Source organism: Streptomyces sp. NPDC047971 (genome assembly GCF_040653355.1).
In the GTDB taxonomy this organism is placed as follows: Bacteria; Actinomycetota; Actinomycetes; order Streptomycetales; family Streptomycetaceae; genus Streptomyces.
Genome location: NZ_JBEZNW010000055.1, coordinates 14,041 through 35,951, shown reverse-complemented (window position 1 = coordinate 35,951; position 21,911 = coordinate 14,041). Strand labels below are relative to the sequence as shown.

At 71.3% G+C, this 21,911-nt stretch carries 19 protein-coding genes; 9 read left to right on the top strand and 10 right to left on the bottom strand.

Going from position 1 to position 21,911, the window contains the following annotated elements; all coding sequences use genetic code 11:
* The coding region (locus AB0D99_RS32760; protein WP_362370754.1) for an acyl-CoA dehydrogenase family protein at positions 1-108 on the top strand (108 nt) is incomplete at its 5' end.
* Entirely contained in the window at positions 108-1,205 is a 1,098-nt protein-coding gene (locus AB0D99_RS32755; protein ID WP_362370748.1) for a hypothetical protein, read from the top strand. The genes AB0D99_RS32760 and AB0D99_RS32755, both read left to right, overlap by 1 nt.
* A 114-nt stretch (positions 1,206-1,319) precedes the next feature.
* Here the strand turns inward: AB0D99_RS32755 and AB0D99_RS32750 are convergent, their stop codons facing one another.
* Positions 1,320-2,585, bottom strand: a complete 1,266-nt coding sequence (locus AB0D99_RS32750; protein ID WP_362370745.1) for an LCP family protein — start codon at positions 2,583-2,585, stop codon at positions 1,320-1,322.
* Positions 2,586-2,703: 118 nt separating this feature from the next.
* On the opposite strand from AB0D99_RS32750, the gene AB0D99_RS32745 reads away from it, so the two are divergent.
* Positions 2,704-3,261: an acyl-CoA thioesterase gene (locus AB0D99_RS32745; protein WP_362370742.1), complete on the top strand. Its 558-nt coding sequence runs from the start codon at positions 2,704-2,706 to the stop codon at positions 3,259-3,261.
* 151 nt (positions 3,262-3,412) lie between these two features.
* On the opposite strand, the gene AB0D99_RS32740 is transcribed toward AB0D99_RS32745, so the two are convergent.
* On the bottom strand, positions 3,413-4,786 hold the full coding sequence (locus AB0D99_RS32740; RefSeq protein WP_362370739.1) for an LCP family protein: 1,374 nt from the start codon (positions 4,784-4,786) through the stop codon (positions 3,413-3,415).
* A gap of 241 nt (positions 4,787-5,027) precedes the next feature.
* On the opposite strand from AB0D99_RS32740, the gene AB0D99_RS32735 reads away from it, so the two are divergent.
* Positions 5,028-6,056: a glycosyltransferase family 2 protein gene (locus AB0D99_RS32735; RefSeq protein ID WP_362370736.1), complete on the top strand. Its 1,029-nt coding sequence runs from the start codon at positions 5,028-5,030 to the stop codon at positions 6,054-6,056.
* 426 nt (positions 6,057-6,482) lie between these two features.
* On the opposite strand, the gene AB0D99_RS32730 is transcribed toward AB0D99_RS32735, so the two are convergent.
* Entirely contained in the window at positions 6,483-6,911 is a 429-nt protein-coding gene (locus AB0D99_RS32730; RefSeq protein ID WP_362370733.1) for a hypothetical protein, read from the bottom strand.
* Between the two features lie 304 nt (positions 6,912-7,215).
* On the opposite strand from AB0D99_RS32730, the gene AB0D99_RS32725 reads away from it, so the two are divergent.
* On the top strand, positions 7,216-7,671 hold the full coding sequence (locus tag AB0D99_RS32725) for a hypothetical protein (protein WP_362370730.1): 456 nt from the start codon (positions 7,216-7,218) through the stop codon (positions 7,669-7,671).
* 71 nt (positions 7,672-7,742) lie between these two features.
* Here AB0D99_RS32725 and AB0D99_RS32720 read toward each other — a convergent pair whose 3' ends face one another.
* From AB0D99_RS32720 to AB0D99_RS32705, 4 genes are all read right to left on the bottom strand, one after another.
* Positions 7,743-9,473 carry an LCP family protein gene (locus tag AB0D99_RS32720; RefSeq protein WP_362370727.1) on the bottom strand — a complete coding sequence of 577 codons (1,731 nt, stop codon included), beginning with the start codon at positions 9,471-9,473 and terminating at the stop codon, positions 7,743-7,745.
* 51 nt (positions 9,474-9,524) lie between these two features.
* The gene (locus AB0D99_RS32715) at positions 9,525-11,321 is read right to left on the bottom strand and encodes an LCP family protein (RefSeq protein WP_362370724.1); all 1,797 of its coding nucleotides are present in this window, start codon (positions 11,319-11,321) and stop codon (positions 9,525-9,527) included.
* A gap of 249 nt (positions 11,322-11,570) precedes the next feature.
* On the bottom strand, positions 11,571-12,836 hold the full coding sequence (locus AB0D99_RS32710) for an LCP family protein (RefSeq protein ID WP_362370721.1): 1,266 nt from the start codon (positions 12,834-12,836) through the stop codon (positions 11,571-11,573).
* Positions 12,837-13,020: 184 nt separating this feature from the next.
* Complete coding sequence (locus tag AB0D99_RS32705; RefSeq protein WP_362370718.1) at positions 13,021-13,773, bottom strand: TIGR03089 family protein; 753 nt, start codon at positions 13,771-13,773, stop codon at positions 13,021-13,023.
* 137 nt (positions 13,774-13,910) lie between these two features.
* On the opposite strand from AB0D99_RS32705, the gene AB0D99_RS32700 reads away from it, so the two are divergent.
* The 3 genes from AB0D99_RS32700 to AB0D99_RS32690 all read left to right on the top strand — a co-directional run bounded on the left by AB0D99_RS32700 (position 13,911) and on the right by AB0D99_RS32690 (position 17,845).
* Positions 13,911-15,329 carry a peptidoglycan recognition protein gene (locus tag AB0D99_RS32700; RefSeq protein ID WP_362370715.1) on the top strand — a complete coding sequence of 473 codons (1,419 nt, stop codon included), beginning with the start codon at positions 13,911-13,913 and terminating at the stop codon, positions 15,327-15,329.
* Between the two features lie 134 nt (positions 15,330-15,463).
* Entirely contained in the window at positions 15,464-16,546 is a 1,083-nt protein-coding gene (locus AB0D99_RS32695; protein WP_362370712.1) for an NDP-sugar synthase, read from the top strand.
* Positions 16,547-16,867: 321 nt separating this feature from the next.
* Complete coding sequence (locus AB0D99_RS32690; RefSeq protein WP_362370709.1) at positions 16,868-17,845, top strand: DNA-3-methyladenine glycosylase 2 family protein; 978 nt, start codon at positions 16,868-16,870, stop codon at positions 17,843-17,845.
* Between the two features lie 28 nt (positions 17,846-17,873).
* On the opposite strand, the gene AB0D99_RS32685 is transcribed toward AB0D99_RS32690, so the two are convergent.
* The 3 genes from AB0D99_RS32685 to AB0D99_RS32675 all read right to left on the bottom strand — a co-directional run bounded on the left by AB0D99_RS32685 (position 17,874) and on the right by AB0D99_RS32675 (position 20,901).
* Positions 17,874-19,280, bottom strand: a complete 1,407-nt coding sequence (locus tag AB0D99_RS32685; protein WP_362370706.1) for a coenzyme F420-0:L-glutamate ligase — start codon at positions 19,278-19,280, stop codon at positions 17,874-17,876.
* A complete protein-coding gene (gene cofD / locus AB0D99_RS32680) occupies positions 19,277-20,233 on the bottom strand; it encodes a 2-phospho-L-lactate transferase (RefSeq protein ID WP_362370703.1) in 957 nt (318 codons plus the stop codon). The genes AB0D99_RS32685 and cofD overlap by 4 nt, the downstream gene beginning before the upstream one ends.
* A gap of 158 nt (positions 20,234-20,391) precedes the next feature.
* A complete protein-coding gene (locus tag AB0D99_RS32675) occupies positions 20,392-20,901 on the bottom strand; it encodes a cysteine dioxygenase family protein (RefSeq protein ID WP_362370700.1) in 510 nt (169 codons plus the stop codon).
* A 660-nt stretch (positions 20,902-21,561) separates the two neighbouring features.
* On the opposite strand from AB0D99_RS32675, the gene AB0D99_RS32670 reads away from it, so the two are divergent.
* On the top strand, positions 21,562-21,825 hold the full coding sequence (locus tag AB0D99_RS32670; protein ID WP_015033978.1) for a WhiB family transcriptional regulator: 264 nt from the start codon (positions 21,562-21,564) through the stop codon (positions 21,823-21,825).
* Positions 21,826-21,911 lie beyond the last annotated feature (86 nt).

The following is a 21,911-nucleotide window of genomic DNA, read 5'->3' as shown; positions in this document are numbered from 1 at the left end:
ACCCGCGACTACCCCGTCGAGCGCATGATGCGCGACGCCAAGATCACCCAGATCTACGAGGGCACCAACCAGGTCCAGCGCATCGTCATGGCCCGTAACCTGCCCTGATGAGCGAACGCGCGGACCTGGACGCGGTGGCGGAGGCGCTGGCCGCCCTGCCACCGCACTGGTACGGGTGGACCGACGAACTGCACGACCTGTACGAACGGTTCCTGGAGGAACCCGAGCTGCCGCTGTCGCCGGAGCTCCGGCCGCGGTTCGAGCACCGCGGGCGCAGGCAGCGGCTGTCCTCGGCGACGTACGAGGCGTGGTGGCGTCTGGGGAGGCGGGCGGAGGACGGTGGGCTGCGGTCCGCCGCCGAGCGGGCCGAGGCGGTGGAGCTGGCCGAGCGCTGCGTCCGGGCCGGCTTCCTGGCGCACGAGGCGGTGAGCTTCCTGCACCGACTCGGCCGCCCGGACGGCGAGGCGGCCCTCCAGCGGCTGGTGCGGGACGCGTCGGTGCTCCCGTACGACCGGGCCTGGGCACGCGAGTGGCTGATCCGGCTGCGCCACCCCGACTACGACGCCCGCGCCCGTGAGCCCGTCGAGGGCGAGGAGCCGCTGCTGCCGCAGGTGGTGCGGGACCTGCCGGCCGCCGCGCACGGCGGCGTCGCCTGGCCGGAGACGGAGTCGCGGGAGACCGTCGACCTCCTCCGCCGGGTGCTGGAGGCACTGCTGCCCGCGGAGCGCCTGGACCGGCAGGAGCCGCCGGCCGACTGGACCTACGACGACGAGGGCGAGGAGGTCGACTACTCCGATCGCCCGGAGTGGTTCGACGTCGAGCTCGTGCGGCGCGGCCTGATGCCGCATCCCAGGCTGGTCACGCGCGAGCGGATCGCCGAGCTGCGGAGCGAGTGCGCGTGGCTCGGACTGGACGTCAATGCCGCGGACTTCGCCGAGCGGCAGCTCACCCGGATCCGGGCGCTGTACGCGGGCGCCGCCCTCGAACGGACCGGGCGGCTGGAGTACGAGTGGAACGCCTGCCTCACTCCGTGGGCGATGGACCTCGCCGCGCGGTACGTGGAGCGGGACGCCGCCGCGGAGGACGCGGTGTCGATGCTGACGTACATGGACGACGTGCCGTACACCCGCGAGGTACTGGCCCGCCTCGCCGCGGACGCCTCGCTCCGGCCGGAGCTGCGGAGCCGGATCGAGCCGAGCCACTGAGACCGGATCGAGCCGAGCAGCTGAGTCCGGATCGAGGCGAGCGGTTGGGAAAGGGCCCGCCGGGCGCTCGACCGCGAGCGCCCGGCGGGCCCTTCTTCCGACCGTGCCGCGAGGTCAGCGGCTCGACGTCACCGTGACCGGCTCGTCGTTCTGGATCTGCGACACCAGCTGCTTCACCTTCGGCATGTCCCACTTGAGCGAGCCCTGCGGGGCGCTGCCCGAGATCGGGATGTTCATCGACTTGCCGTTGCCGCCGCTGATGCCCTTCATCGCGAAGAACATCTTGCCGAGGTCGTACAGCGACATGTCCTTGTCGACGATCAGCGTGTCCAGACCGGCGCCCAGCGTCGGGTACAGCCGGAACGGGTTGAGGATCGTGCCCGGGGTCGCCGCCTGGTTGGCCAGGGCGGAGAGGAACTTCTGCTGGTTCTTCGTGCGCGCGAGGTCCGACTCGGCGAACGCGTACCGGGTGCGGACGAACGCGAGGGCCTGCTCGCCGTTGAGGGTCTGCTCGCCCGCCTTGAAGTCGGCGCCGGACTTCTCGTCCTTGAAGCCCTTCTCGATGTTCATGTCGACACCGCCGAGCGCGTCCACGATGTTCGCGAAGCCGGCGAAGCCGATCTCCGCGTAGTGGTCGATGCGGAGCCCGGTGTTGAACTCGACCGTGCGGACCAGGAGCTCCGGCCCGTCCATGGCGTACGCCGCGTTCAGCTTGGAGCCGCCGCGCGCCCCGAACTTCTTCCCGGACTCCGAGCCCACGAACGAGGGGATCGTCACCCAGGAGTCACGAGGCAGCGAGACCATCGTGTTCCCGCTGGAACAGGCGGCGAGGATCATCATCGAGTCGGTCCGCTTGCCCTGCGCGGAACCGGTGTGCAGCTTCTTCTTCTCCTCGGCCGACATGCCCTCACGGCTGTCGGAGCCGACGATCAGGTACGTCGTGCAGTCGCCCTCGGCGGGCCGCTCGATGACCTTGGACAGATCGACCTCGTTGCGCATCTGGGAGCTGGCCCAGGCGTAGGTGCCGATGCCCCAGGCCAGCACGGCGACGACCAGGACGATCGAGCCGACCTTGATCCGGCGGCGCCAGTCCGGCGCCGGACGGCCCGGCGTGCCCGGATACCCCTGCCCCGGCTGCCGCGGGACGATGGGGGGCTGCTGCCCGCCGCCGTGGTTCCGCTGTCCGTAGACCTGCCCGGTGTTGTAGCCGCTGTCGTACCCGGAGCCCTGCCGCGGCTGCCCCTGGCCGTAACCGGGGTCGTACTGCGGCGGCTGCTGGGGCACCTGCGGGCGCTGCACATGGCGCATCCGGCGGGCTCCCTCGGGCTGAGAGCTCGAGCTGCCGCGGCCGTATCCGCCGTCTTCGGGCCAGTCATTCATGCGGACAGTGTGCAGGCCGCCTCCGGAGCGCCGACAGGGCGGGTGGGGAATCGGGGCGGCGCTGTTGCCAAGCTGATGCAATGAGGACGAGCCCGGGACCCGGCATAAGGTGGAGGGCATGACAGACCAGGCCCAGCGCACGGACCGCCCGCAGGGCGACATTCCGGGCAAGCCCACCTCCGCGTCCCGCACCACGCTCAGCCACATCATGACCAGCCACGACACGAACCTCCTGGGTACGGTGCACGGCGGCGTGATCATGAAGCTGGTGGACGACGCGGCGGGCGCCGTCGCGGGGCGGCACTCGGGCGGTCCGGCCGTGACCGCCTCCATGGACGAGATGGCCTTCCTGGAGCCGGTGAGGGTCGGGGACCTCCTCCATGTGAAGGCCCAGGTGAACTGGACCGGCCGCTCCTCGATGGAGGTCGGCGTCCGCGTCATGGCCGAGCGCTGGAACGAGTCCACCCCCGCCCAGCAGGTCGGCTCGGCCTATCTGGTCTTCGCGGCGGTCGACGGCGACGGCAAGCCGCGCCCCGTCCCTCCGGTCGTCCCCGAGACGGAGCGGGACAAGCGCCGCTACCAGGAGGCCCAGATCCGTCGTACCCACCGACTGGCCCGCCGCCGCGCGATCAAGGAGCTGCGGGAGCGCCGCGCGGCGGAGGGCTACGAGGACTGACGCCCGGAGGCTGACGCCCGGAGGTGCGCCGGTGCGGCGACCCCGGCGGGCGCGTCCGCTCCGGGCCACGCCTCACGACGGCGCACGCCTCACGACGGCGCACGCCTCACGACGGCGCACGCCTCACGACGGCGCACGCCTCACGACGGCGCTACGGACACACCACCTCGTTGCCCTTCACGGCCACGAAAGGCCCCTTCGCCGGCTCCTCCGGACGCACCGGCGTGACCCCCTTGTAGTCCCCGCCCACGAAGACCCGCAGCGTCGCGCCCCGCCCCTTCACCGGTTTCAGCGAGGCTCCCGGCAGCGCCGCCGCCAGGGACTTCGCCGAGCGGTCCCAGCGCGGGTCGTACTCCACCACCGTCCGCGGACGGGGAGCGCCGCCCCCGGTCCGCGGCGCACGCGTCGTGTTGAAGCCGGTCGCCCGCAGCGCGTCGTCGGCCTTCTTGCCCAGCCCGGCCGTCCGCGTCGCGTTGTAGACCTGCACCCGGATGGTCTTGGGCGCCACATCCACCACGGTCGCCTTCGGCCCGGCCTTCGCCGCCGCCCCGTGCGCGGCGAGGGGCCGGTCGTCGCGGAGCGCCTGGAACACCTTCTGGGCCTTGGGCGCGTCCCACTTCACCGTCGAGCCGATGCCCTTCACCGGGAAGCTCACATCCCCGATCGGCACCGAGACGAACTCCGAGGACGCAGGGGTGAAGCCCCGCATGGCCTTCGCCAGGGCCAGGATCTGATCCGTACCGAATCCGGCGTCCGCCCGCACGGAGTTCAGCATCGTCGTGGCGACCTCGCGGAACCGCACCGGATTGAGCAGCACCCCGCCACTGGTCAGCCGGTCGACCAGGGCCGCCAGGAACCGCTGCTGGCGCTGCATCCGGCTGATGTCGGCCGCCCCGTCGACATGACGGGCGCGGACGTACTGCAGCGCCTGACCGCCGGTCATCTCGTGCGGTCCCGCCGGCAGGTCCAGCCCGGTGTACGAGTCCTTCAGCGGCCGAGCCGTACAGATCTTCACCCCGCCGACCGCGTCCACCGTCTTCATGAAGCTGGTGAAGTCGACCTCCAGATAGTGGTCGATCTTGACGCCCGTCATCCTCTCGACGGTCCGCACCGTCAGCCCGGGCCCGCCCTCGGCGTACGCGGCGTTCAGCTTCACCGGGTGGGCCTGGTGGCGTCGGCCGGTGGTCTCGTCGATGTGCTCGGGCATCTCGGCGTACGAGTCACGGGGCAGGCTCACCACGCTCGCCCGTTCCCGGTTCTCGGAGATGTGGACGAGCATCACGGTGTCGGTGCAGCGGCAGGGCTTGCCGCCGAGGCGGTACTCCTTGCGCTCCCGCTCCGTGATCCCGTCCCGGCCGTCGGTGCCCACGACCAGGACGTTCATGCCGTGTCCCGCCTGGGGCCGGTTCTTCATGTCCCTGAAGGGGTCGACCCGGGTGATCCCGGTGTCCAGCCCGGTCACCATCGCGTGACCGATGCCACCCGCACCGAGCACGAGGACGGAGAGCGTCGTCGCGATCCGCATCCCCCAACGAGGCCGCCGGACCCGTCTGACCCGTCGGACCCGTCTGACACGGCGCGCCGGTACGGAGCGGGCGGCGGCCGGCCGGGGACGGGGCGGGCGGGGCGGTGTGGGCACCGGGGGACACCTCCGCGGGTGGGACGAGGGGACCGTGAGCACGGTAGGCCCATACGATCAGCGACCTCGGGCTCCCGCCCCCGTGACGCGCTTCGTGTCCCCCGTTCGCGGTAACGTGGCGGGCAATATGAACGCCACGCCCGCCGCCCTGCCCCCCGTCTCCGTGATCATGCCGGTCCTCAACGAGGAGCGGCATCTGCGCAACTCGGTCCGTCACATCCTCGAGCAGGATTACGACGGCGAGATGGAGGTGGTGATCGCGCTCGGCCCGTCCGCGGACCGTACGGACGAGATCGCCGCCGAGCTCGTACGGGAGGACCCCCGGGTCCACACCGTGCCGAATCCCACGGGCCGGACGCCCGCCGCCCTCAACGCGGCGATCAAGGCATCCCGCCACCCGATCGTGGTACGCGTCGACGGCCACGGGATGCTGTCGCCCAACTACATCGCGACCGCGGTCCGCCTCCTGGAGGAGACCGGCGCGCAGAACGTCGGCGGCATCATGCACGCCGAGGGCGAGAACGACTGGGAGCACGCGGTCGCCGCCGCGATGACCTCGAAGATCGGTGTCGGCAACGCGGCGTTCCACACCGGCGGCGAGGCGGGCCCGGCCGAGACCGTGTACCTGGGCGTCTTCCGCCGTGAGGCCCTGGAGCGGCAGGACGGCTACAACGTGGAGTTCATCCGCGCCCAGGACTGGGAGCTGAACTTCCGCATCCGTGAGGCGGGCGGCCTGATCTGGTTCTCGCCCGAGCTGCGCGTCCAGTACCGGCCCCGCCCGAGCGTCCGCGCGCTGGCGAAGCAGTACAAGGACTACGGCCGGTGGCGCCACGTCGTGGCCCGCTACCACCAGGGCTCCATCAACCTCCGCTACCTCGCCCCGCCGACCGCCGTCTGCGCGATCGCGGCCGGCCTGGTCGTGGGCGTGGCGCTCACCCCCCTCGGCTTCGTGATCCCGGCCGGCTACCTCGCCGCGATCACCGCGGGCTCGGTCCCGGCGGGCAAGGGCCTGCCGCTCAAGGCGCGTCTGCAGATCCCGGTGGCCCTCGCCACGATGCACATGTCCTGGGGCTACGGCTTCCTGACCAGCCCGCGCGCGCTGGCGCGAAAGGTCATCGCGAGCCGCCGCCCGGCGGTGAAGACCGCGGAGGTCTGACCCGGGCTCGGGCTGCGACCCGTACGACGACGGGACCGACCGGTGCGACGGCATCGGTCGGTCCCGTCGTTCGATCGGGTCAGCCGCAGGGGAAGTAGCCCGCCGCCGGTGCACGGCCCTGGGACAACTCGTGGCCGTTCGCGCCCCAGAGGGTGCCCTCGGTGAAGATGCACTTGCCCTTGCCGTACACCTTCACGGGGTCGGCGTAGTGCTGGTAGGAGCCTTGGGTTCGGTGCGGGAATCCTTGGATGATGATCCGTCAGTCTCTGTTTGTCTGGAGCTCGTTCGTCCTCGCCGACGGCGCCCGTCGGCGGGTGGCCTCATGCGGTCGCCGGTGTGGCGACCCGCTCGGCCGGGCGCCGCTCACCCGGAAGCCGCGACGGATCGCGTCGGGGCTCCGCGGGTGTGACGCATGCCGTGCCGTCGTCAGCAGACCTTGGAGGTCGAACCGCCGGTCGAGTTCAGGTAGCCCGTGGCGTGCGTGCAGAAGGCCGCGGTGTTGGCGGCCGGGCCCCACAGCTCGGAGCGGGTGGTGTTGTTGAGCTCCGCGTCGCCGTAGTCGGTGCCGGAGTCCGAGTGGTTGACGATGTGGACGTAGAGGTCCCAGTTCGAGTGCGTGTTCCGGAACTGCTGCCACACGTAGATGTACGCGTAGTTGTAGCCGCAGCCGTAGTACTGCTTGACGGACGCGGCGTCCATCCCGCCGACCTGGAGGACCCGGGTCGTGCCGATCTGGGAGACGCTGGAGCAGCCGGAGGGGGTGCTGGCGGCGGCGGACGGGGCGTTGACGAGGGAGAGGCCGGCTATCGCGCCGAGGGCGCCGAGGGTCGACGCGACCTTCTTGCCGAGGTTCATGATGTGAGCTCCAAGTGAAGGACAGACAAAGCCAGCTGAAGCTATAGCCGTCGATCGATCGAAGTAAATGATCAAGAGAGTGATGCGCGTCACTCTGACGCTCGGTCAGATCCCCTTGGTTCAGGGCGAGTTGGGTGAATCGGACGTGACGAATCTCTGTGGCTGAGGTTGACGTGTGTGGTTATTGTGACCGCCGGGATCACGAGTGGTCCTCGTCCATGGCGTGGTGAAGGAGACCGACGGCGGCCCGGGGGCCACCGCCGGTGCCTCGCCCTGGGTGCCCCCGAGAAGAGAGAAGACGGTCATGCTTCGCAAGGCGACGGCGATACTCGGTTCCCTGGGTATGGCGGCGGCATTCCTGGTCATCGGCGCGCCCGCGGCCTCGGCCGGCGGGTACGGCTGCGCGGGAGGCCAGATCGCCACGTACCCCGTCAAGTACGGCTCCACGACGTACGGCAACATCTACGTCTACTACGACGCCTCGACCGGCAAGAACTGTGCGGTCAACGTCGCGACCACCGCGGGTGGGTACGGCAAGGACAAGTACATGCAGGTGGAGATCACCCGCTGCTCCGAGACGTCGCCCTCCTCCACCTGCCACGTGGAGGACGAGGACTACGAGGGCTACTACCCCTTCAAGTACTACGCCGGCCCGGTGGAGATCTACGCGAGCAACAAGTGCATCAACGTCTCCGGCGAGATCAAGTACAACGGCAACACGGCGACGGGCACCAACTACGGCGCCGACCACTGCGGTTGATCCCCACCGCACAGCAGTGAACGGCCGGACCCGGCGGGGTCCGGCCGTTCACCGTGCGCGCTGTCGGGACGTCAGCTCTTGCTCTTGCCGTCCCACTTGTAGACGGAGTAGACCTCCATGCAGGCCGTCTTGGAGTTCGCGTTCTCCGGCAGATCGCCCTCCTCGTTCTTCGGCTTCTTGTACGTGGCGCCCTCGCGCCAGTCGCCGCCGATGACGAGCGTGATGTTCTCCGCCTTGGCGTCGGCCCGGACCGCCGAGTCCGGCAGACCGAGGGCCTTGGCCACGGAGAGGGCGTCGGCCTTCCCCTGGTCGCCTGCCGCCTTCGGGTACGTGACCACCGTGTCCTTGCGGGGCTCGGCGCTCCGTGAGGCGGTCGCCTGGGTGAAGCCCTTGCCCTTCAGGGTCTCCGCCATGCCCTTCGCCCGGCCGTCCACGGACATCTGACCGTCGACACCCGTGCCGTTGACGACCGTGACGGCGAGCGTGCCGGGCGCGGCCGCGTCAGGGCCCTTCGGCTTAGCGGAGGCGGAGGCGGACGGCTTGGCGCCGGCCGGGTCGCCGTTCTTGTCGAAGGCCACGTCGTCGCGGAGCATCGACCACATCTTGTCGGCGGAGCTCGGCACAAGCTGTAGCCACGCTTCGGGATTCGGCGGATAGGGCGCCGTCGGGACCGTGGTCGTCGTCAGACGGTCGAGCTTCACGTTCTTGAGCTGCATGGACAGATCGAAGAGCTTCGCCACCGTGTCGAGGCCGTCGGAGACCTGCAGGGCCTTCGTCGCGGTCTCGGCCAGCCCCATCAGCCGCCCAGTGTCGGTCCAGGCGTTCTGGCCCTGGAGCTTCTTCATCATGCCGTTCATGTACATGTGCTGGGCCTTGGCGCGGTTCTGGTCGCTGCCGAAGGCGTGCCGGGTCCGCAGCCACTGGAGCGCCTGCTCGCCCTTGATCTCGGTGGTGCCCTCGGGCAGTTGCAGCCCCGAGCCGCCCTTCTGGAGCCGCGTGGACTTGTCCCACACACCCGTCGTCACACAGACGGGGACACCGCCCACCTCGTCCGCCATCGAGACCACGCCCGCGAAGTCGACCATCATCCAGTGGTCGATGTAGACCCCGGTGAGCCTCTCCCAGGTGGTCAGCGTGCAGCCGGGGCCGCCGCGCTGCAGCGACTCGTTGATGGGCCGGTTGGCCGTGGCGGCGTAGGGCGTACCGTCCTCGCCCGTGCACTTCGGGATCGGGACGACCGTGTCCCGCGGGATGGAGATGATGTTGGCGTTCTTGCGGTCCGCCGAGATGTGCAGCAGCATCTGCACATCCGCGAGCGGCTTCCGGTCGCGGTCGTTCTTGCCTCCGCCGAGCGCCACGTTCTTGGCGTCTTCCCGGCTGTCGGAGCCGATCAGCAGGATGTTCAGCGGGGTGTCGCCGAGCGCGTTCGGCGCGGCCTTCTTGACGCCGCTCTCCCCGCCCGCGCGGCCGCCGCTGCGGATGTTGCCGTTCAGGTGCTGGTAGTACCAGTACCCGGCACCGGCCGTCCCGAGTATCAGGAGCGACAGGGTCGCGGCGACCCAGCGGAGTATCTTGCGTTTCCCGCTCTTCTTGGCCCGCCTGCGCGGACCCTTGCGCCGGTGACTCGTGCGACCTTCGCCGCCGCCCCCACCGGAGCCGCCGCCGTCGCCCGTACCGCCGCCGGGGGCGCCGGCGCCCTCCCCGGCACCTTCGCCCCCGTCACCGTAGAGACTCTCGTCCCAGCCCAACTCGCGGGCGTGCGGAACGCGGGTCCCCTCCCTGCGCACGCTGCTCTGTCCCACCCCTGGTCCCCCTCGTTGATCAGGCGTGCGCCGTGATCCGGTGTTTCCGGGTCACTGGGCGCACACCTTCTTGTCTGCTTCGACCTGACCCACGTCCGGCGCCTTCGCCGGAGCGGTGATGGGCGTCCCCGCGCCCTTGAAGTCGGAACCGAGGACGAGCGTCATGGGCTCACGCTCCCCCGCGTCCGTGGTGCCCGGCTTGAGCGCCGAGGCGGGCAGGCCCATCAGGTCCGCGAGCTTGCGGGCCTGGTCGGCCTGGTTCGGTGCGTACGTGAGCGTGGTCTTCGCCGCCTTCTCGGGGGCGTTGCTCTTGTTCGTGGAACGCGGCACACCCTGATCGTTCTGCAGCCAGTCGATCGTCTTCTGCGCCGCGAACTGGATGCCGCTGCCGTTGTAGACGTCGACACGTACGTCGGCGGCCTGGGCACGCGGTCCCTGGAGCAGCTTCGCCTCGGCCTGCGCCTGGGCGTTCTTGGCGTCCTTCTCCTTCTTCTTCACCTCGGTGAAGGAGACGTCGTTCTGCACCATGCTGAAGACCTGGGGAGCCTTCTCCGGGTGGAGGACGACGGTCGCCCTCTTGTTCGGCGGCTCGTCCGGGTTGTCGATCACGGGAACGGTCATGAAACTGATGTTCTTCAGATCGACCTTGCCGAGCTCCTTGGCAAGGGTGGTCAGCTTCACGGCGGTGCCTATGCCCTTGTCCACGGTGAGCGCCTTGGTGGCGGCGTCCGCGACGGAGTACAGCTTCGTCGGGCTGTCGAGCGTCTCTTCCTTGAGCTGCCGGATCATGGACGCCAGGAACTGCTGCTGCATCTTGATCCGGTCCAGGTCGCTCTCGTTGCCGAGACCGTGGCGGTTGCGGAGGAACGCGAGCGCCTGCTCACCCTGGACCGTGTGCTCTCCCGCCGGGAGGTTGAGCTTGGAGTAGTCCTTGTCGTGGATCGGCTTGGTCAGGCAGACCTTCACGCCGCCGACCGCGGCCGACAGCGTCTTGACGGCGTTGAAGTCGACCATCATGAAGTGGTTGATCTCGATGCCGCCGGTGAGTTCCTTGACCGTGCGCATCGTGCAGCCGGGGTCCCGGCCGTTCACACCGAAGGACTCGTTGAACTTCGTCTTCGTGCCCGAGCCCGGGATCGTCTTGGTCGAGCCGTCGGCCTGCTTCGTCGGGCAGTCCGGGATCTCGGTCTTGAGGTCCCGGGGGATGCTGATCGCCGTCGCGTTGGTGCGGTCCTCCGAGACGTGGAAGAGGAACGTCGTGTCGGCGTGGCCGGTGACGTTGTCCTTGTTCCCGTAGCTCGTGTTGCCCTCGCCGGTGCGTACGTCGTTGCCGATGATCAGGATGTTCAGCGGCCCCTCCATCGACTCGCCGCCGGAGGCGGCGTCACCGACGTCGATGGTGTTGAGGTTGCCGTTGAACTTGTTGTAGAGCGCGTACGCGCCCGCCGCGCCGGCCACGAGCACGACGGCCATCGTCCCGCCGGTCCAGAGAAGGACCTTCTTCTTCTTGGACTTCTGCGGCTTGCGCTTGCGGCGGCCGGCCGACGGCGGCCCGCCCGCCGGGCCCTCGGGGGCGCGGCGGCGGCGCTGGCCCGGAACGGGCGCCTCGGTCGCGGTCCGCGAACGCTCGCCCGTCCGGGAGCCCTCGCCGGTCCGAGAGCGCTCGGCGGACCGGGAGCCCTCTCCGGTTCTCGGGCCCGGAGTCGTGGCGCCGCGGGGGCGGGACTGTGCTGCCGACTGCCCAGCGGAGTGGTCCAGTCGCAGTTCGTAGTTGCCCGTCTGCGGGTTGAGTACCCACTGGTCGGCGGGGTCGATCTCGTCCGCCTGTCCACGGCTGTGCGCGTCCACGGTTACTTGAATCCTCCGTCGGTGCCACGCGAGGCGCCTACCCCGTCGGGCGCTCGGTCGTTCGATCCATAGGGGTGCGTGACCATGCGGTCGGGAGCACCGGATCGCGTCACACTATCCGCCCAGTTCAGCGCGGAGCGACGTCCGTGACAAATTCCACGCCCCTTACAACTGGGCAATTTGCTCAAACCTCATCCACCCCAGGTCTCCCCTTGGACTCCCCTTTACTCACCCTCCCTCAGACCTCCTCTAAGGACACGCCCCTTCCGCCGCGCTGCGCCCCGAGAACGTCGGCGTCGGCACCGGGCTCGGCGAGCCCGCGGCGTCCGGCCGCCTGTCGCCTCCCGGGCCGTCGCTCGCGCTCTCCGACGTGGAGGGCGTCACTGTCACGGGGCTGTCCTCCCGGAGCCTCTTGAAGAGTTGACTCGCCTCGGGTTGTACGAGTTCGTCCCGGTTCGCGTTCTGGGTGTAGGGCCGCCGCGGCACCGTGAGGAACTGCACCTTCTCCGTGGGGATGGCCCGCATCGAGCGCGCCAGGTCGTACAGATCGCGGAGCGAGTCGAGCCCCGGGTCGGTCGTGATGGACTTCGTCGCCGCGTCCAGGACCGGGTACAGCCGGGTCGGGTTCAGCAGGACGCCGTTGCTCTGCACCTTGTTGACCAGGGCCCCCAGGAACTGCTGCTGGCGGTCCATGCGTTCCGTGTCGCTGCCGTTGCCGAGCGACTTGCGGGCCCGGACGAAGCCCAGCGCCTGCTCGCCGTGGAGCGTCTGGCGCCCGGCCGGCAGCTTCAGCTTGGCGTCGGGATCGTCGATCGGTTCCTTGAGGCAGACCTCCACCCCGTCCACGGCGTCGACCATCTTCTTGAAGCCGCGGAAGTCGATCACCATGTGGTGGTCGATCCTGATCCCGGTCAGCCGCTCGACCGTGCGGATCGTGCAGGCCGTGCCGCCGATCTCGAAGGCCGAGTTGAACTGGGCGAATTGTTCCCGTGTGCGCGTTCCGTCCGATGTGCGGCACGTGGGCATCTCCACCATCAGGTCGCGCGGGATGGAGACCGCCGTCGCGCTCTCCTTCCCCGCCGCCAGGTGCAGCAGGATCGTCGTGTCGGAGCGCTGGGTCCCCTTGTCCCGCCCGTACTGGGAGTTGCCCGCGCCGGTCCGGGTGTCGGAGCCGATCAGCAGGATGTTCCGCGCGGACGAGGCGGCCGGGCTCGGGCGCTCCTTCTCGTACGCGCGCAGTTCGGCGGCGGCCGTGGTGTCGGTGGTGATGTTGTTGTCGAGCTTGCGGTAGAACCACCAGCCGGCACCCGCGGCGGCGAGGACGACGACCGAACACCCGAGAGCGGTCCAGCGCAGCCAGTGCCGCTTGCGCTTCGGGGCGTCGCCCCGCGCGGCAAACGCCCCGCCCTCCGCGGCACCCGCCCCACCCTGCGCACCGGCCTCTCCGTCGGTGCGGGGGGTCTCGTCCCCGGCCGGGGGGTCCGGGTCGGCGGGCGTGCCGGCACTGTCCGTCACGTCTGAGTCCATCCTTATGGCGTCGGCGGCGCGCCGGGCCGCCGGTCGCTGAGATAGACGGCCGAACCCGACGCTTGGTTGTGCCGGAGAGGGTGCGTACCCGCCGATCATGTACCGGAGTTGAGGCGCGGACCCGGGGACTCGGCGAGTCGGTGCGCCATACGGGTGGATCCGTCGCGGCCGGTCAGACCGCGGTCGCCGTCACCCGCTCGCTCTCGACCCGCTTCTCGAACGACTCGGGCGACAGTCGGTCCAGGTTCCGGCACAGGACGACGGAGGCCCCGGCCGCCAGCGGCGCGTACAGCCCGGCGGAGAGTCCGTCCCAGCCGTCGTACGCACGGCCGGAGAGCAGCCGTGCCCCGGGGGTGAGGCCGAGGGCCTCGGCGTCCGTACGGGCCCGCTCCACGAGCTGGGCACCCGTCAGTTCCGCACCGTCGACCACCAGAGCGGGCGCATCGGCGTCTACCGGGACGAAAGGCGCGAACCGGTCACCCTGGCTCGGCACCTCCACGGCGTAGTCCGCGTAACCGGCGGGCGCGGCCGGGAAGCGGCGGCCCAGCGGGGCGAGCGAGAGCGCGATCCGGTCGCCCGAGCAGGCGAGCCCGGCGTCGAGGGTGTCGGGGCCCGCGACCACGTAGTCGGCGTCGGCCGGGTCCCCGCCGACGTCCGCGGTCGCGCCCACGGAGGAGCAGGCCAGCAGCCAGACCGCGGTCTGCCAGTGCGCGGGGAGCAGCAGAGCGAGCCGATCGCCGGGAGAGGCGGAGAGCTCGCCCTGGAGCAGATTGGCGGTCTTGGCCACCCAATTGGCGAAGGTGGCGACGGACAATTCGACGCGCTCACCGGTGGCGTCGTCGTAGAAGGTGACCAAGGGGCGCGCGGGGTCCGCGGCGAGCGCGGATCGCAGCAGGTCGGCGGGGGTGCGGTCGCTGGCGTTCACGCGGGCAAGGGTACGCGGGGTGCTTCGCGGGGCGCCGCCGTACCGGTGACACCGTCCACCGGTCGGCCCGATGGTCCGTCAGTTTCCGGGTGGAATCCCGCCGTGCGGAACGCTCCGGGGCTGCGGACGATCGCCTCATGCGTGCCAACCTCGTCTCCTCGATCGCCGTGACCTGCGCGGCGGCTCTCGCCCTTCCGTTGTCCCTCGCGACCCCTGCGGCGGCGCTGCAGCCGGGTACGCCCACCACGTCGACGGTGGTGCCGACCGTCGTCGAACCCGCCGCACCGGGGGCACCACCCGTCGCGGATCCCGCCGAGCGGGAAGCGTCACCGGCCGAGGCCGCCCCGGAGGCGGACGTCGCCGGATCCACCCAGTCCCTGCCGCTCGCGCCGCTCGGCGACGGTCGCCGGGCCATCGGCTCCGCCGCGGGGGCGGCGCAGGGCCTGGCCCGACGGGACGTCAGGCCCTTCTCCCTCGTCGGCGTCGTCTGGGACGACGTCACGGCGCACCTGAACGGCACCGTCCAGGTCCGTACCCGGTCGGCCGGAAGCGCGGACTGGTCCGCCTGGCAGAACGTCGAGATCCACAACGACGACCACGGGGCCGACCCCGGCACGGCCGAAGCCGCGGGCGCGGTGCGCGGCGCCACCGCGCCGCTCTGGGTCGGCGACTCGGACGGGGTCGAGGTCCGCGTCCAGCCGGATCGTGGCGCGGAGCCCGCGGCCGAGGCCGTGCCGCTCCCCACCGGGCTCCGCATCGAGCTCGTCGACCCCGGCCCCGAGCCGGCCGCCGACTCCGGTCCCCGGACGCGTGTGGCGTACGCGGCACCCACCGCGCGTCGCGCGCCGACCGTGGAGCAGGCGGCCGCCGCCTCCGTCAACGCCCACCTCGCCCCGGTGGGTACGGCCGCGATCCCCGCCGCGGCCGCCCCCGTCGCCGCCGCGAAGCCGTACATCGGGCCCCGCCCGAAGATCATCACGCGGAAGGGCTGGGGGGCGAACGAGAAGCTGCGCAAGGGGGGCTTCGTCTACACCAAGGCGGTCAAGGCGGCCTTCGTCCATCACAGCGCGACGGGCAACAACTACACCTGCAAGCAGGCACCCTCCGTCCTCCGCAGTATCTACCGCTACCACACGCAGAGCAGCGGCTGGCGTGACCTCGGCTACAACTTCGCCGTCGACAAGTGCGGAAACATCTACGAAGGACGCGCCGGTGGCGTGGCCAAGCCGGTCCATGGCGCCCACACGCTCGGTTTCAACACCAACAGCATGGGCATCGCCGTCCTCGGCACCTACAGTTCGACGACACCGCCGGCCGCCGCGGTCAACGCCGTGGCGAAGCTGACGGCGTGGAAGCTGGGGCTGCACGGCGTGAATCCGAAGGGGAAGACGACGCTGGTCTCGGCCGGAGGAAAGTACAAGAAGGGCAAGAAGGTCACGTTCAACAGCATCGCGGGACACCGTGACGGCTTCGCCACGGCCTGCCCGGGAGCACGCCTCTACGGGAAGCTCGGGACCGCGAGGAGCACGTCGGCGAAGTACCAGGGACGGCCGTGATGGGGGCACCGGCCGGAGTGTCTGCATAAACTGACCGGTCATATCGCACGGACGAGCGGACAAGCCGAAAAGCGGACGAGCCGACGAGTGGTCGTGCGACGAGACCGGACCCGGACAGGAAGCAGAGACGACAGGTGACAGAAGCGATCCTCCTGGTCGGTGGCAAGGGCACGCGGCTGCGGCCCCTGACGGTCAACACGCCGAAGCCGATGGTTCCGGCGGCCGGCGTTCCCTTCCTGACGCACCAGCTGGCACGGGCCAGGGCGGCGGGTGTCACCCATGTGGTGCTCGCCACGTCGTACCTGGCCGAGGTCTTCGAGCCGCACTTCGGTGACGGCTCCGCGCTGGGGCTCAGCCTGGAGTACGTCACCGAGGAGGAGCCGCTCGGTACGGGCGGCGCGATCCGGAACGTCGCCTCGCGTCTCCACTCGGGCGCCGACGACCCGGTGCTCGTCTTCAACGGCGACATCCTCACGGGCCTGGACATCCAGGCCCTGGTCGCCGCGCACGCCGACTCGGGTGCGGACGTCTCCCTGCACCTCACCCGGGTCGACGACCCGAGGGCGTTCGGCCTGGTCCCCACGGACCCGACCGGCCGGGTCACGGCCTTCCTGGAGAAGCCGCAGACTCCGGAGGAGATCGTCACCGACCAGATCAACGCGGGCGCCTACGTCTTCCGCCGCTCGGTCATCGACACCATTCCGGCGGGCCGCCCCGTCTCGGTCGAGCGGGAGACCTTCCCCGAGCTGCTGGCCTCCGGCGCGCACCTCCAGGGCCTCGTGGACTCCACGTACTGGCTCGACCTGGGCACCCCGCAGGCGTTCGTCCGCGGCTCCGCGGACCTCGTCCTCGGCCGGGCCCCGTCCCCGGCGGTGCCGGGTCGCTGCGGGGACCGCCTGGTCCTGCCGACGGCCCGCGTCGCGGGAGACGCCAAGCTCACGGGCGGCACCGTGGTCGGCGACGGCGCGGTGGTCGGCGCGGGCGCCCGGATCACGGGCTCGACGCTGCACGCCGGCGCGGTGGTCGAACCGGGCGCGGTGATCTCGGACTCCCTGATCGGCGCGGGCGCCAGGATCGGCGCGCGCTCGGTCCTCACGGGCGCGGTCATCGGCGACGGCGCCCAGGTGGGCCCCGACAACGAACTCCGCGAGGGCGTCCGCGTCTGGTGCAACGCGGTCCTCCCGGCGGGCGCGGTCCGCTTCTCGTCGGACCAGTAGGAGCCCCCGGGAGCGTCCGCTCCCGTCATGGCCGGTCGTCCCGTCCCCGCCCCCGTGAGGGAGGCGGGGACGGGACGCTGCTCGCGGGCGCCTCGCCCCTCGTGCCGCGGCCGTCGTGGCCCTCGCTCCGGTGCCGTCGTGGCCCCTCGCGCCCGAAGCCGTCGGCCGCTCGCTCCGGTGCCGCCGTGGCCCTCGCACCCGAAGCCGTATGCCGCCGACCGCTGCCGTGCCGCCGAAGCGCTGCCGTGGCCAGTCGGCTCCGGGGCCGTCGGCCGCTCCGGGGCGCGTACACCGAAGGGCGCCGGGGATACGCTCATACACATGGCCGGCCGCTTCCCACCCCGCACACCTTCGACCCGCACCACCGTGCGCGGCGGCCACGTCCCCGTACCCGGCCCCGCCGCGGAGCCGCCCGCCCCGGACGCCGTCGATCTCGGACTCACCCTCGGCCCGCTCCGCCGCGGCCCCGCCGACCCCACCTTCCGCACGACCTCCGACGGTTCCGTCTGGCGTGCCAGCCGCACCCCCGACGGCCCCGGCACGCTCCGCGTCGCCGTCCGGGCCGGCGCCGTCGAGGCTGAGGCGTGGGGCCCCGGCGCCCAGTGGCTGCTCGACGGCCTGCCCCGGCTCCTCGGTTCCGAGGACGACCCCGCCGCCTTCGTCCCCCGCCACCGCGTCCTCGCCGCGACCCACCGCCGCCGCGCCGGCCTCCGCCTGACCCGCACGGGCCTGGTCATGGAGTCGCTGATCCCCTCGATCCTGGAGCAGAAGGTCACGACCGACGAGGCGTACCGAGCGTGGCGTCTGCTCGTACGGAAGTACGGCGAGCCCGCCCCCGGCCCCGCCCCGGAGGGGATGCACGTCATGCCGGACGCCCCCACCTGGGTCCGGATCCCGTCCTGGGAGTGGCACCGCGCCGGCGTCGACGACAAGCGGGCCGCCACGATCCTGCGCGCGGCGCGGGTCGCCCGCCGGATGGAGGAGGCCGCCGGGATGGAGGCCGAACAGGCGCAGCAGCGACTGGAGTTGATCCCCGGGATCGGCCCCTGGACCTCCGCCGAGACGATCCAGCGCAGCAACGGGGCCCCGGACGCGGTCACCGTCGGCGACCTCCACCTGCCCGGCATCGTCGGCTACGCCCTCGCGGGCGACCGCGGGGCCGACGACGCTGCCATGCTCGAACTGCTCGCCCCCTACGCGGGCCAGCGTCACCGCGCGGCCCGCCTGATCCTCCTCAGCGGCCGCGTCCCCCCGCGCCGAGCGCCCCGGATGACCCCCGGGAACATCGCGGCGCTCTGACCGTCGCAGCGGCCGCCGGGAGGGGCCCTCAGCGCACCTCGATGAAGCGGCCCGCCTGCCGCGCGGGCCGGTCCTTGGGCGCCGCCGCGGCGTGTCCGACCGCCACCGCGCCCATGGGGTCCCAGTCCTCCGGCAGCGCCAGGACCTCGCGCACGACGTCACGGCAGAACATCGTCGAGGACACCCACGCCGAGCCGAGCCGCTCGCCGGCCAGCGCCACCAGGAAGTTCTGTACGCCCGCGCCCGCGGCGACCACGAACATCTCCCGCTCGGCGGCGTCCCTGCGCGGGTCGCCGTAGTGGTGCGAGCCGTCCATGACGAGGCACGGCACCACCAGATACGGGGCGTTGCGCAGCACATCGCCGCGGCGCACGCGCTTGGCGACGGACTCCTCCGACTTTCCGTCCCGCCGCAGGTCCGCGATCCACGCGTCCCGCATCGCGTCGAGGAGCCGCAGCCGCGACTCCGGCGACTCCAGGAGCACGAACCGCCACGGCGTGGTGTGGTGCGGAGCCGGAGCGGTGACGGCCGCGGCGACGGCACGCCGTACCGCGCCCGGATCGACCGGCTCGTCGGTGAACTCCCGGACGGTACGCCGCAGGGTCACCGCCTCCCGCACGGCCTCCGAGGTCCCGAGTCGGAACATGTCGTCGGCGGCGCCGCGCACCAGGGCCCGGGCGCCTTCGCCGGATCCGTCCACCACGTGCGGCAGACCCCGGACGACGGCGACCGGCAGTCCGTCCGCCTTGCCCTTCACCAGGTCGCCCGCGGCGGCGAGTTCGTCGGCGGTGGCGACGACGGTCGCGCTCAGCGGGTTGCCGTGGGCGTCGGTGCCGCCGCGCAGGTCGTCGAGGACACGTACGCCGGCCGCGCCGATCGCCACGTCCGTCAGACCGCTGCGCCAGGGCCGTCCGAAGGTGTCCGTGACGACGACGCCGACGTCGACGCCGAGCGCGTCCCGCAGCCCCTCGCGGACGGCGCGGGCCGAGGCGTCCGGGTCGACGGGCAGCAACAGCACGGTCCCGGCAGGGGTGTTGGAGGCGTCGACCCCGGCCGCGGCCATGACGAGGCCCTGCCGGTTCTCGACGATCCGGAGGGTGCCGCGGCGCGCCACCACCCGTACCGTCTCGGCGTCGATCGCCTCCTCCCGGTCGGCGGCGGCGATCACCCGCCCCTCGGCCTTGCTCACGATCTTGGAGGTGACGATCAGCACGTCTCCGTCCCGCAGGCCGGGGGAGACGGACGCGATCAGCTTGGCGAGGTCGTCCCCGGCCTTCACCTCGGGCAGCCCGGGCAGCGCCCACACCTCGTACCGTGCCCCGGCGCGGGCGGACGCGTCGGGACCGGGGGTCTCCCCGGGCGGGGTCCGGGGGAGGCCGGGCGCGACGCCGCCGGTGCTCGTACCCGGGTGCCCCGCCTCCGCCCCGCCCGTCATCCGCGCAGCTCTTCCGCGAGCGTCAGCGCCTCGCGCGCCATCGCGGCCGTCGCGTCCAGGTCCGTCATCATCAGCGGCACCGCCCGGCAGCGGATGCCCGCCGCCTCGACGTCCTCGACCCTGCCCTGGTCGACGGTGTCGACCAGCCAGCCGTCGAGCAGCCCCGAGCCGTAGTGCACGGCCACCGCCGAGGCGGTGGACTCGACGCCGACCGCCGCGAGGACCTTGTCGGCCATGCCCCGCACGGGCGCGTCACCGACGATGGGGGAGAGGCCGACGACCGGTACGTCCGCCTCGGCGATGGCCTCGCGGATGCCCGGTACGGCGAGGATCGTGCCGACCGACACGACCGGGTTGGACGGCGGGAAGAGGATCACGTCCGCCTCGGCGATGGCCTCCAGGACGCCGGGGGCCGGCTTCGCGGCCTCCGCGCCGACCGCCACGACGGCCTGCGCGTCCACGGACGCCCGCAGCTTCACCCAGTACTCCTGGAAGTGCACCGCCCGGGACTCGCCGTCGACCTCGATGGCCACATGGGTCTCGACGCGGTCGTCGGACATCGGGAGCAGGCGCACGCCCGGCTGCCAGCGGGCGCACAGCGCCTCGGTGACCGCACTGAGCGGGTATCCGGCGCCCAGCATCTGCGTGCGGACGATGTGGGTGGCGAAGTCCCGGTCACCGAGACCGAACCACTCAGGGCCGACGCCGTAGGCCGCGAGCTCCTCCTTCACGGTGAAGGACTCGTCCTCGCGTCCCCAGCCCTGCTCCTCGTTGATGCCACCGCCGAGGGTGTACATCACCGTGTCGAGGTCCGGGCAGACCTTCAGTCCGAAGAGATGGATGTCGTCACCGGTGTTGCCGACGACCGTGATCTCCGCGTCGGGCGCGGCCTGCTTGAGGCCGCGAAGGAAGCGGGCACCACCGATGCCACCGGCCAGAACCACAATGCGCATGCCAACAGTCTGTCAGGCGCAGCCTGATCGTCGGAGGGGTGGTGGTCGGGCGACGGGTGGGGCTGTCAGGCGCGGCCTGATCGTCGGAGGGGTGGTGGTCGGGCGACGGGTGGGGCTGTCGGGCGGGGCCCGATCGTCGGAGGCGCCGCGTGGGGCTGTCAGGCGGTGACGGGTTCCCGGGTCGCCGGGGCGCACTGCGCCTGGAGCGATTCGTGCATGGGCATGTCGGTGAGGCCGGGGTAGTAGACGTGCAGGCTGACCGCCGGTTCGAGGGAGTCGTTGACGACCTCGTGGACGTACCCCGGTGCGAACACGCGCTGCGCGCCGCCCGTCAGGGTCCGTACGCCCCGGTCCGTGCGCTCCGTCAACGCCCCTTCGAGGACGGTCAGTACGCCCGAGGAGCGGCCGTGGTCGTGGAGTCCGCTGCCCTGGCCGGGCACCCAGGAGAGCAGCCAGACCTCGTAGCCGGGGCCTGTGCGCAGTCGGTGGTACCAGCGGGTGGTGGCGTCGTACTCGACGTAGGGGGCCCACTGCGCGCGGTCGGCGGCGATGGAGCGGGCGAGGCCGGCGAACTCGGCCACGGTGGCGGGGTGCTCGCGGGCGGGCTGCAGGAGGTGCGGGACCTCGAGGATGTCGCCGGCGATCTGAAGGTCGCTGTCGCTGTTCATGGGTGCGGTGGTTCCTCGGCAGAAACAGAAGTCAGTGCTGGGGGACCCCCGGACGGAGCCCGGGGAGGGTGTCGCAAGGGGAGAGAGGAAGACGCTGGAGCTCTGGGGCATCAACAGCTGGAACAGCAACAGCAACAGCGCGCCTGGACAGCGCGGCGGTACCCACGGGTGTGGGTCGCGGCGGGCGCTGAGGTCGCTGGCATGGCATCAAAGGTGACGGGCGAGCCACCCGACTGTCAACCCAATGCCCGTTTTGGGGGTAATGTTTCACCTCATCCGGTTACAGTGCCCGGAGAAAGGTTTGTTCAGTCGCCGAGCGGGAGACATGGCGCAACATCCGTGCCCGTAAACGCGGTCGGGGTCCCGTGATCAGACTGTGATCCGGATCGCTTCCGTGGCTGGATCGCAACAAGATCCACGTCTGGGGCGTCTTCCTTCGCGAGAGGGGAAAGCGGTGGGGACAGGCCAGTGGCATGTGTCGCGTTTTTGGTGATTTGAACACTTTCCGCATAGCCTTGGTTCCGCAGAGTGAATACCGGGCCCAATAGCAGATTCCGGCTTGACTCGCACAGAGCACAAACTTGTAATTTCACTCGTGTCGTTCGGCCGAAATCGGTAGCGGCAACATCACGGGGACGCGAAGACAGACGAGGGGCGCACATGACCGAGTTGTTCCAGGAACTGCTGGTCGAGGACGCGGACGAGGAACTCGGCTGGCAGGAGCGCGCACTCTGCGCCCAGACCGACCCCGAGTCCTTCTTCCCCGAGAAGGGCGGCTCGACCCGCGAGGCCAAGAAGGTCTGCCTCGCCTGCGAGGTCCGCTCCGAGTGCCTCGAATACGCCCTGCAGAACGACGAACGATTCGGCATCTGGGGCGGCCTGTCCGAGCGGGAGCGCCGTCGTCTGAAGAAGGCCGCGGTCTGACCGGCGCCCCGACCCGCGCCCACGCCCCAAACCACTCACACCCGTACACAACGAACGGTCCGCCGCCTGTGCTCTGTCCACAGGAG

What these genes read in the sequence shown, in the direction of transcription:
- AB0D99_RS32670 (WP_015033978.1), top strand. Translation starts at nt 21,562, where the DNA reads ATGACCGAGTTGTTCCAGGAACTGCTGGTCGAGGACGCGGACGAGGAA.
- AB0D99_RS32725 (WP_362370730.1), top strand. Translation starts at nt 7,216, where the DNA reads ATGCTTCGCAAGGCGACGGCGATACTCGGTTCCCTGGGTATGGCGGCG.
- AB0D99_RS32740 (WP_362370739.1), bottom strand. Translation starts at nt 4,786, where the DNA reads ATGCGGATCGCGACGACGCTCTCCGTCCTCGTGCTCGGTGCGGGTGGC.
- AB0D99_RS32750 (WP_362370745.1), bottom strand. Translation starts at nt 2,585, where the DNA reads ATGAATGACTGGCCCGAAGACGGCGGATACGGCCGCGGCAGCTCGAGC.
- AB0D99_RS32730 (WP_362370733.1), bottom strand. Translation starts at nt 6,911, where the DNA reads ATGAACCTCGGCAAGAAGGTCGCGTCGACCCTCGGCGCCCTCGGCGCG.
- cofD (WP_362370703.1), bottom strand. Translation starts at nt 20,233, where the DNA reads ATGCGCATTGTGGTTCTGGCCGGTGGCATCGGTGGTGCCCGCTTCCTT.
- AB0D99_RS32735 (WP_362370736.1), top strand. Translation starts at nt 5,028, where the DNA reads ATGAACGCCACGCCCGCCGCCCTGCCCCCCGTCTCCGTGATCATGCCG.
- AB0D99_RS32755 (WP_362370748.1), top strand. Translation starts at nt 108, where the DNA reads ATGAGCGAACGCGCGGACCTGGACGCGGTGGCGGAGGCGCTGGCCGCC.
- AB0D99_RS32700 (WP_362370715.1), top strand. Translation starts at nt 13,911, where the DNA reads ATGCGTGCCAACCTCGTCTCCTCGATCGCCGTGACCTGCGCGGCGGCT.
- AB0D99_RS32675 (WP_362370700.1), bottom strand. Translation starts at nt 20,901, where the DNA reads ATGAACAGCGACAGCGACCTTCAGATCGCCGGCGACATCCTCGAGGTC.
- AB0D99_RS32685 (WP_362370706.1), bottom strand. Translation starts at nt 19,280, where the DNA reads ATGACGGGCGGGGCGGAGGCGGGGCACCCGGGTACGAGCACCGGCGGC.
- AB0D99_RS32745 (WP_362370742.1), top strand. Translation starts at nt 2,704, where the DNA reads ATGACAGACCAGGCCCAGCGCACGGACCGCCCGCAGGGCGACATTCCG.
- AB0D99_RS32690 (WP_362370709.1), top strand. Translation starts at nt 16,868, where the DNA reads ATGGCCGGCCGCTTCCCACCCCGCACACCTTCGACCCGCACCACCGTG.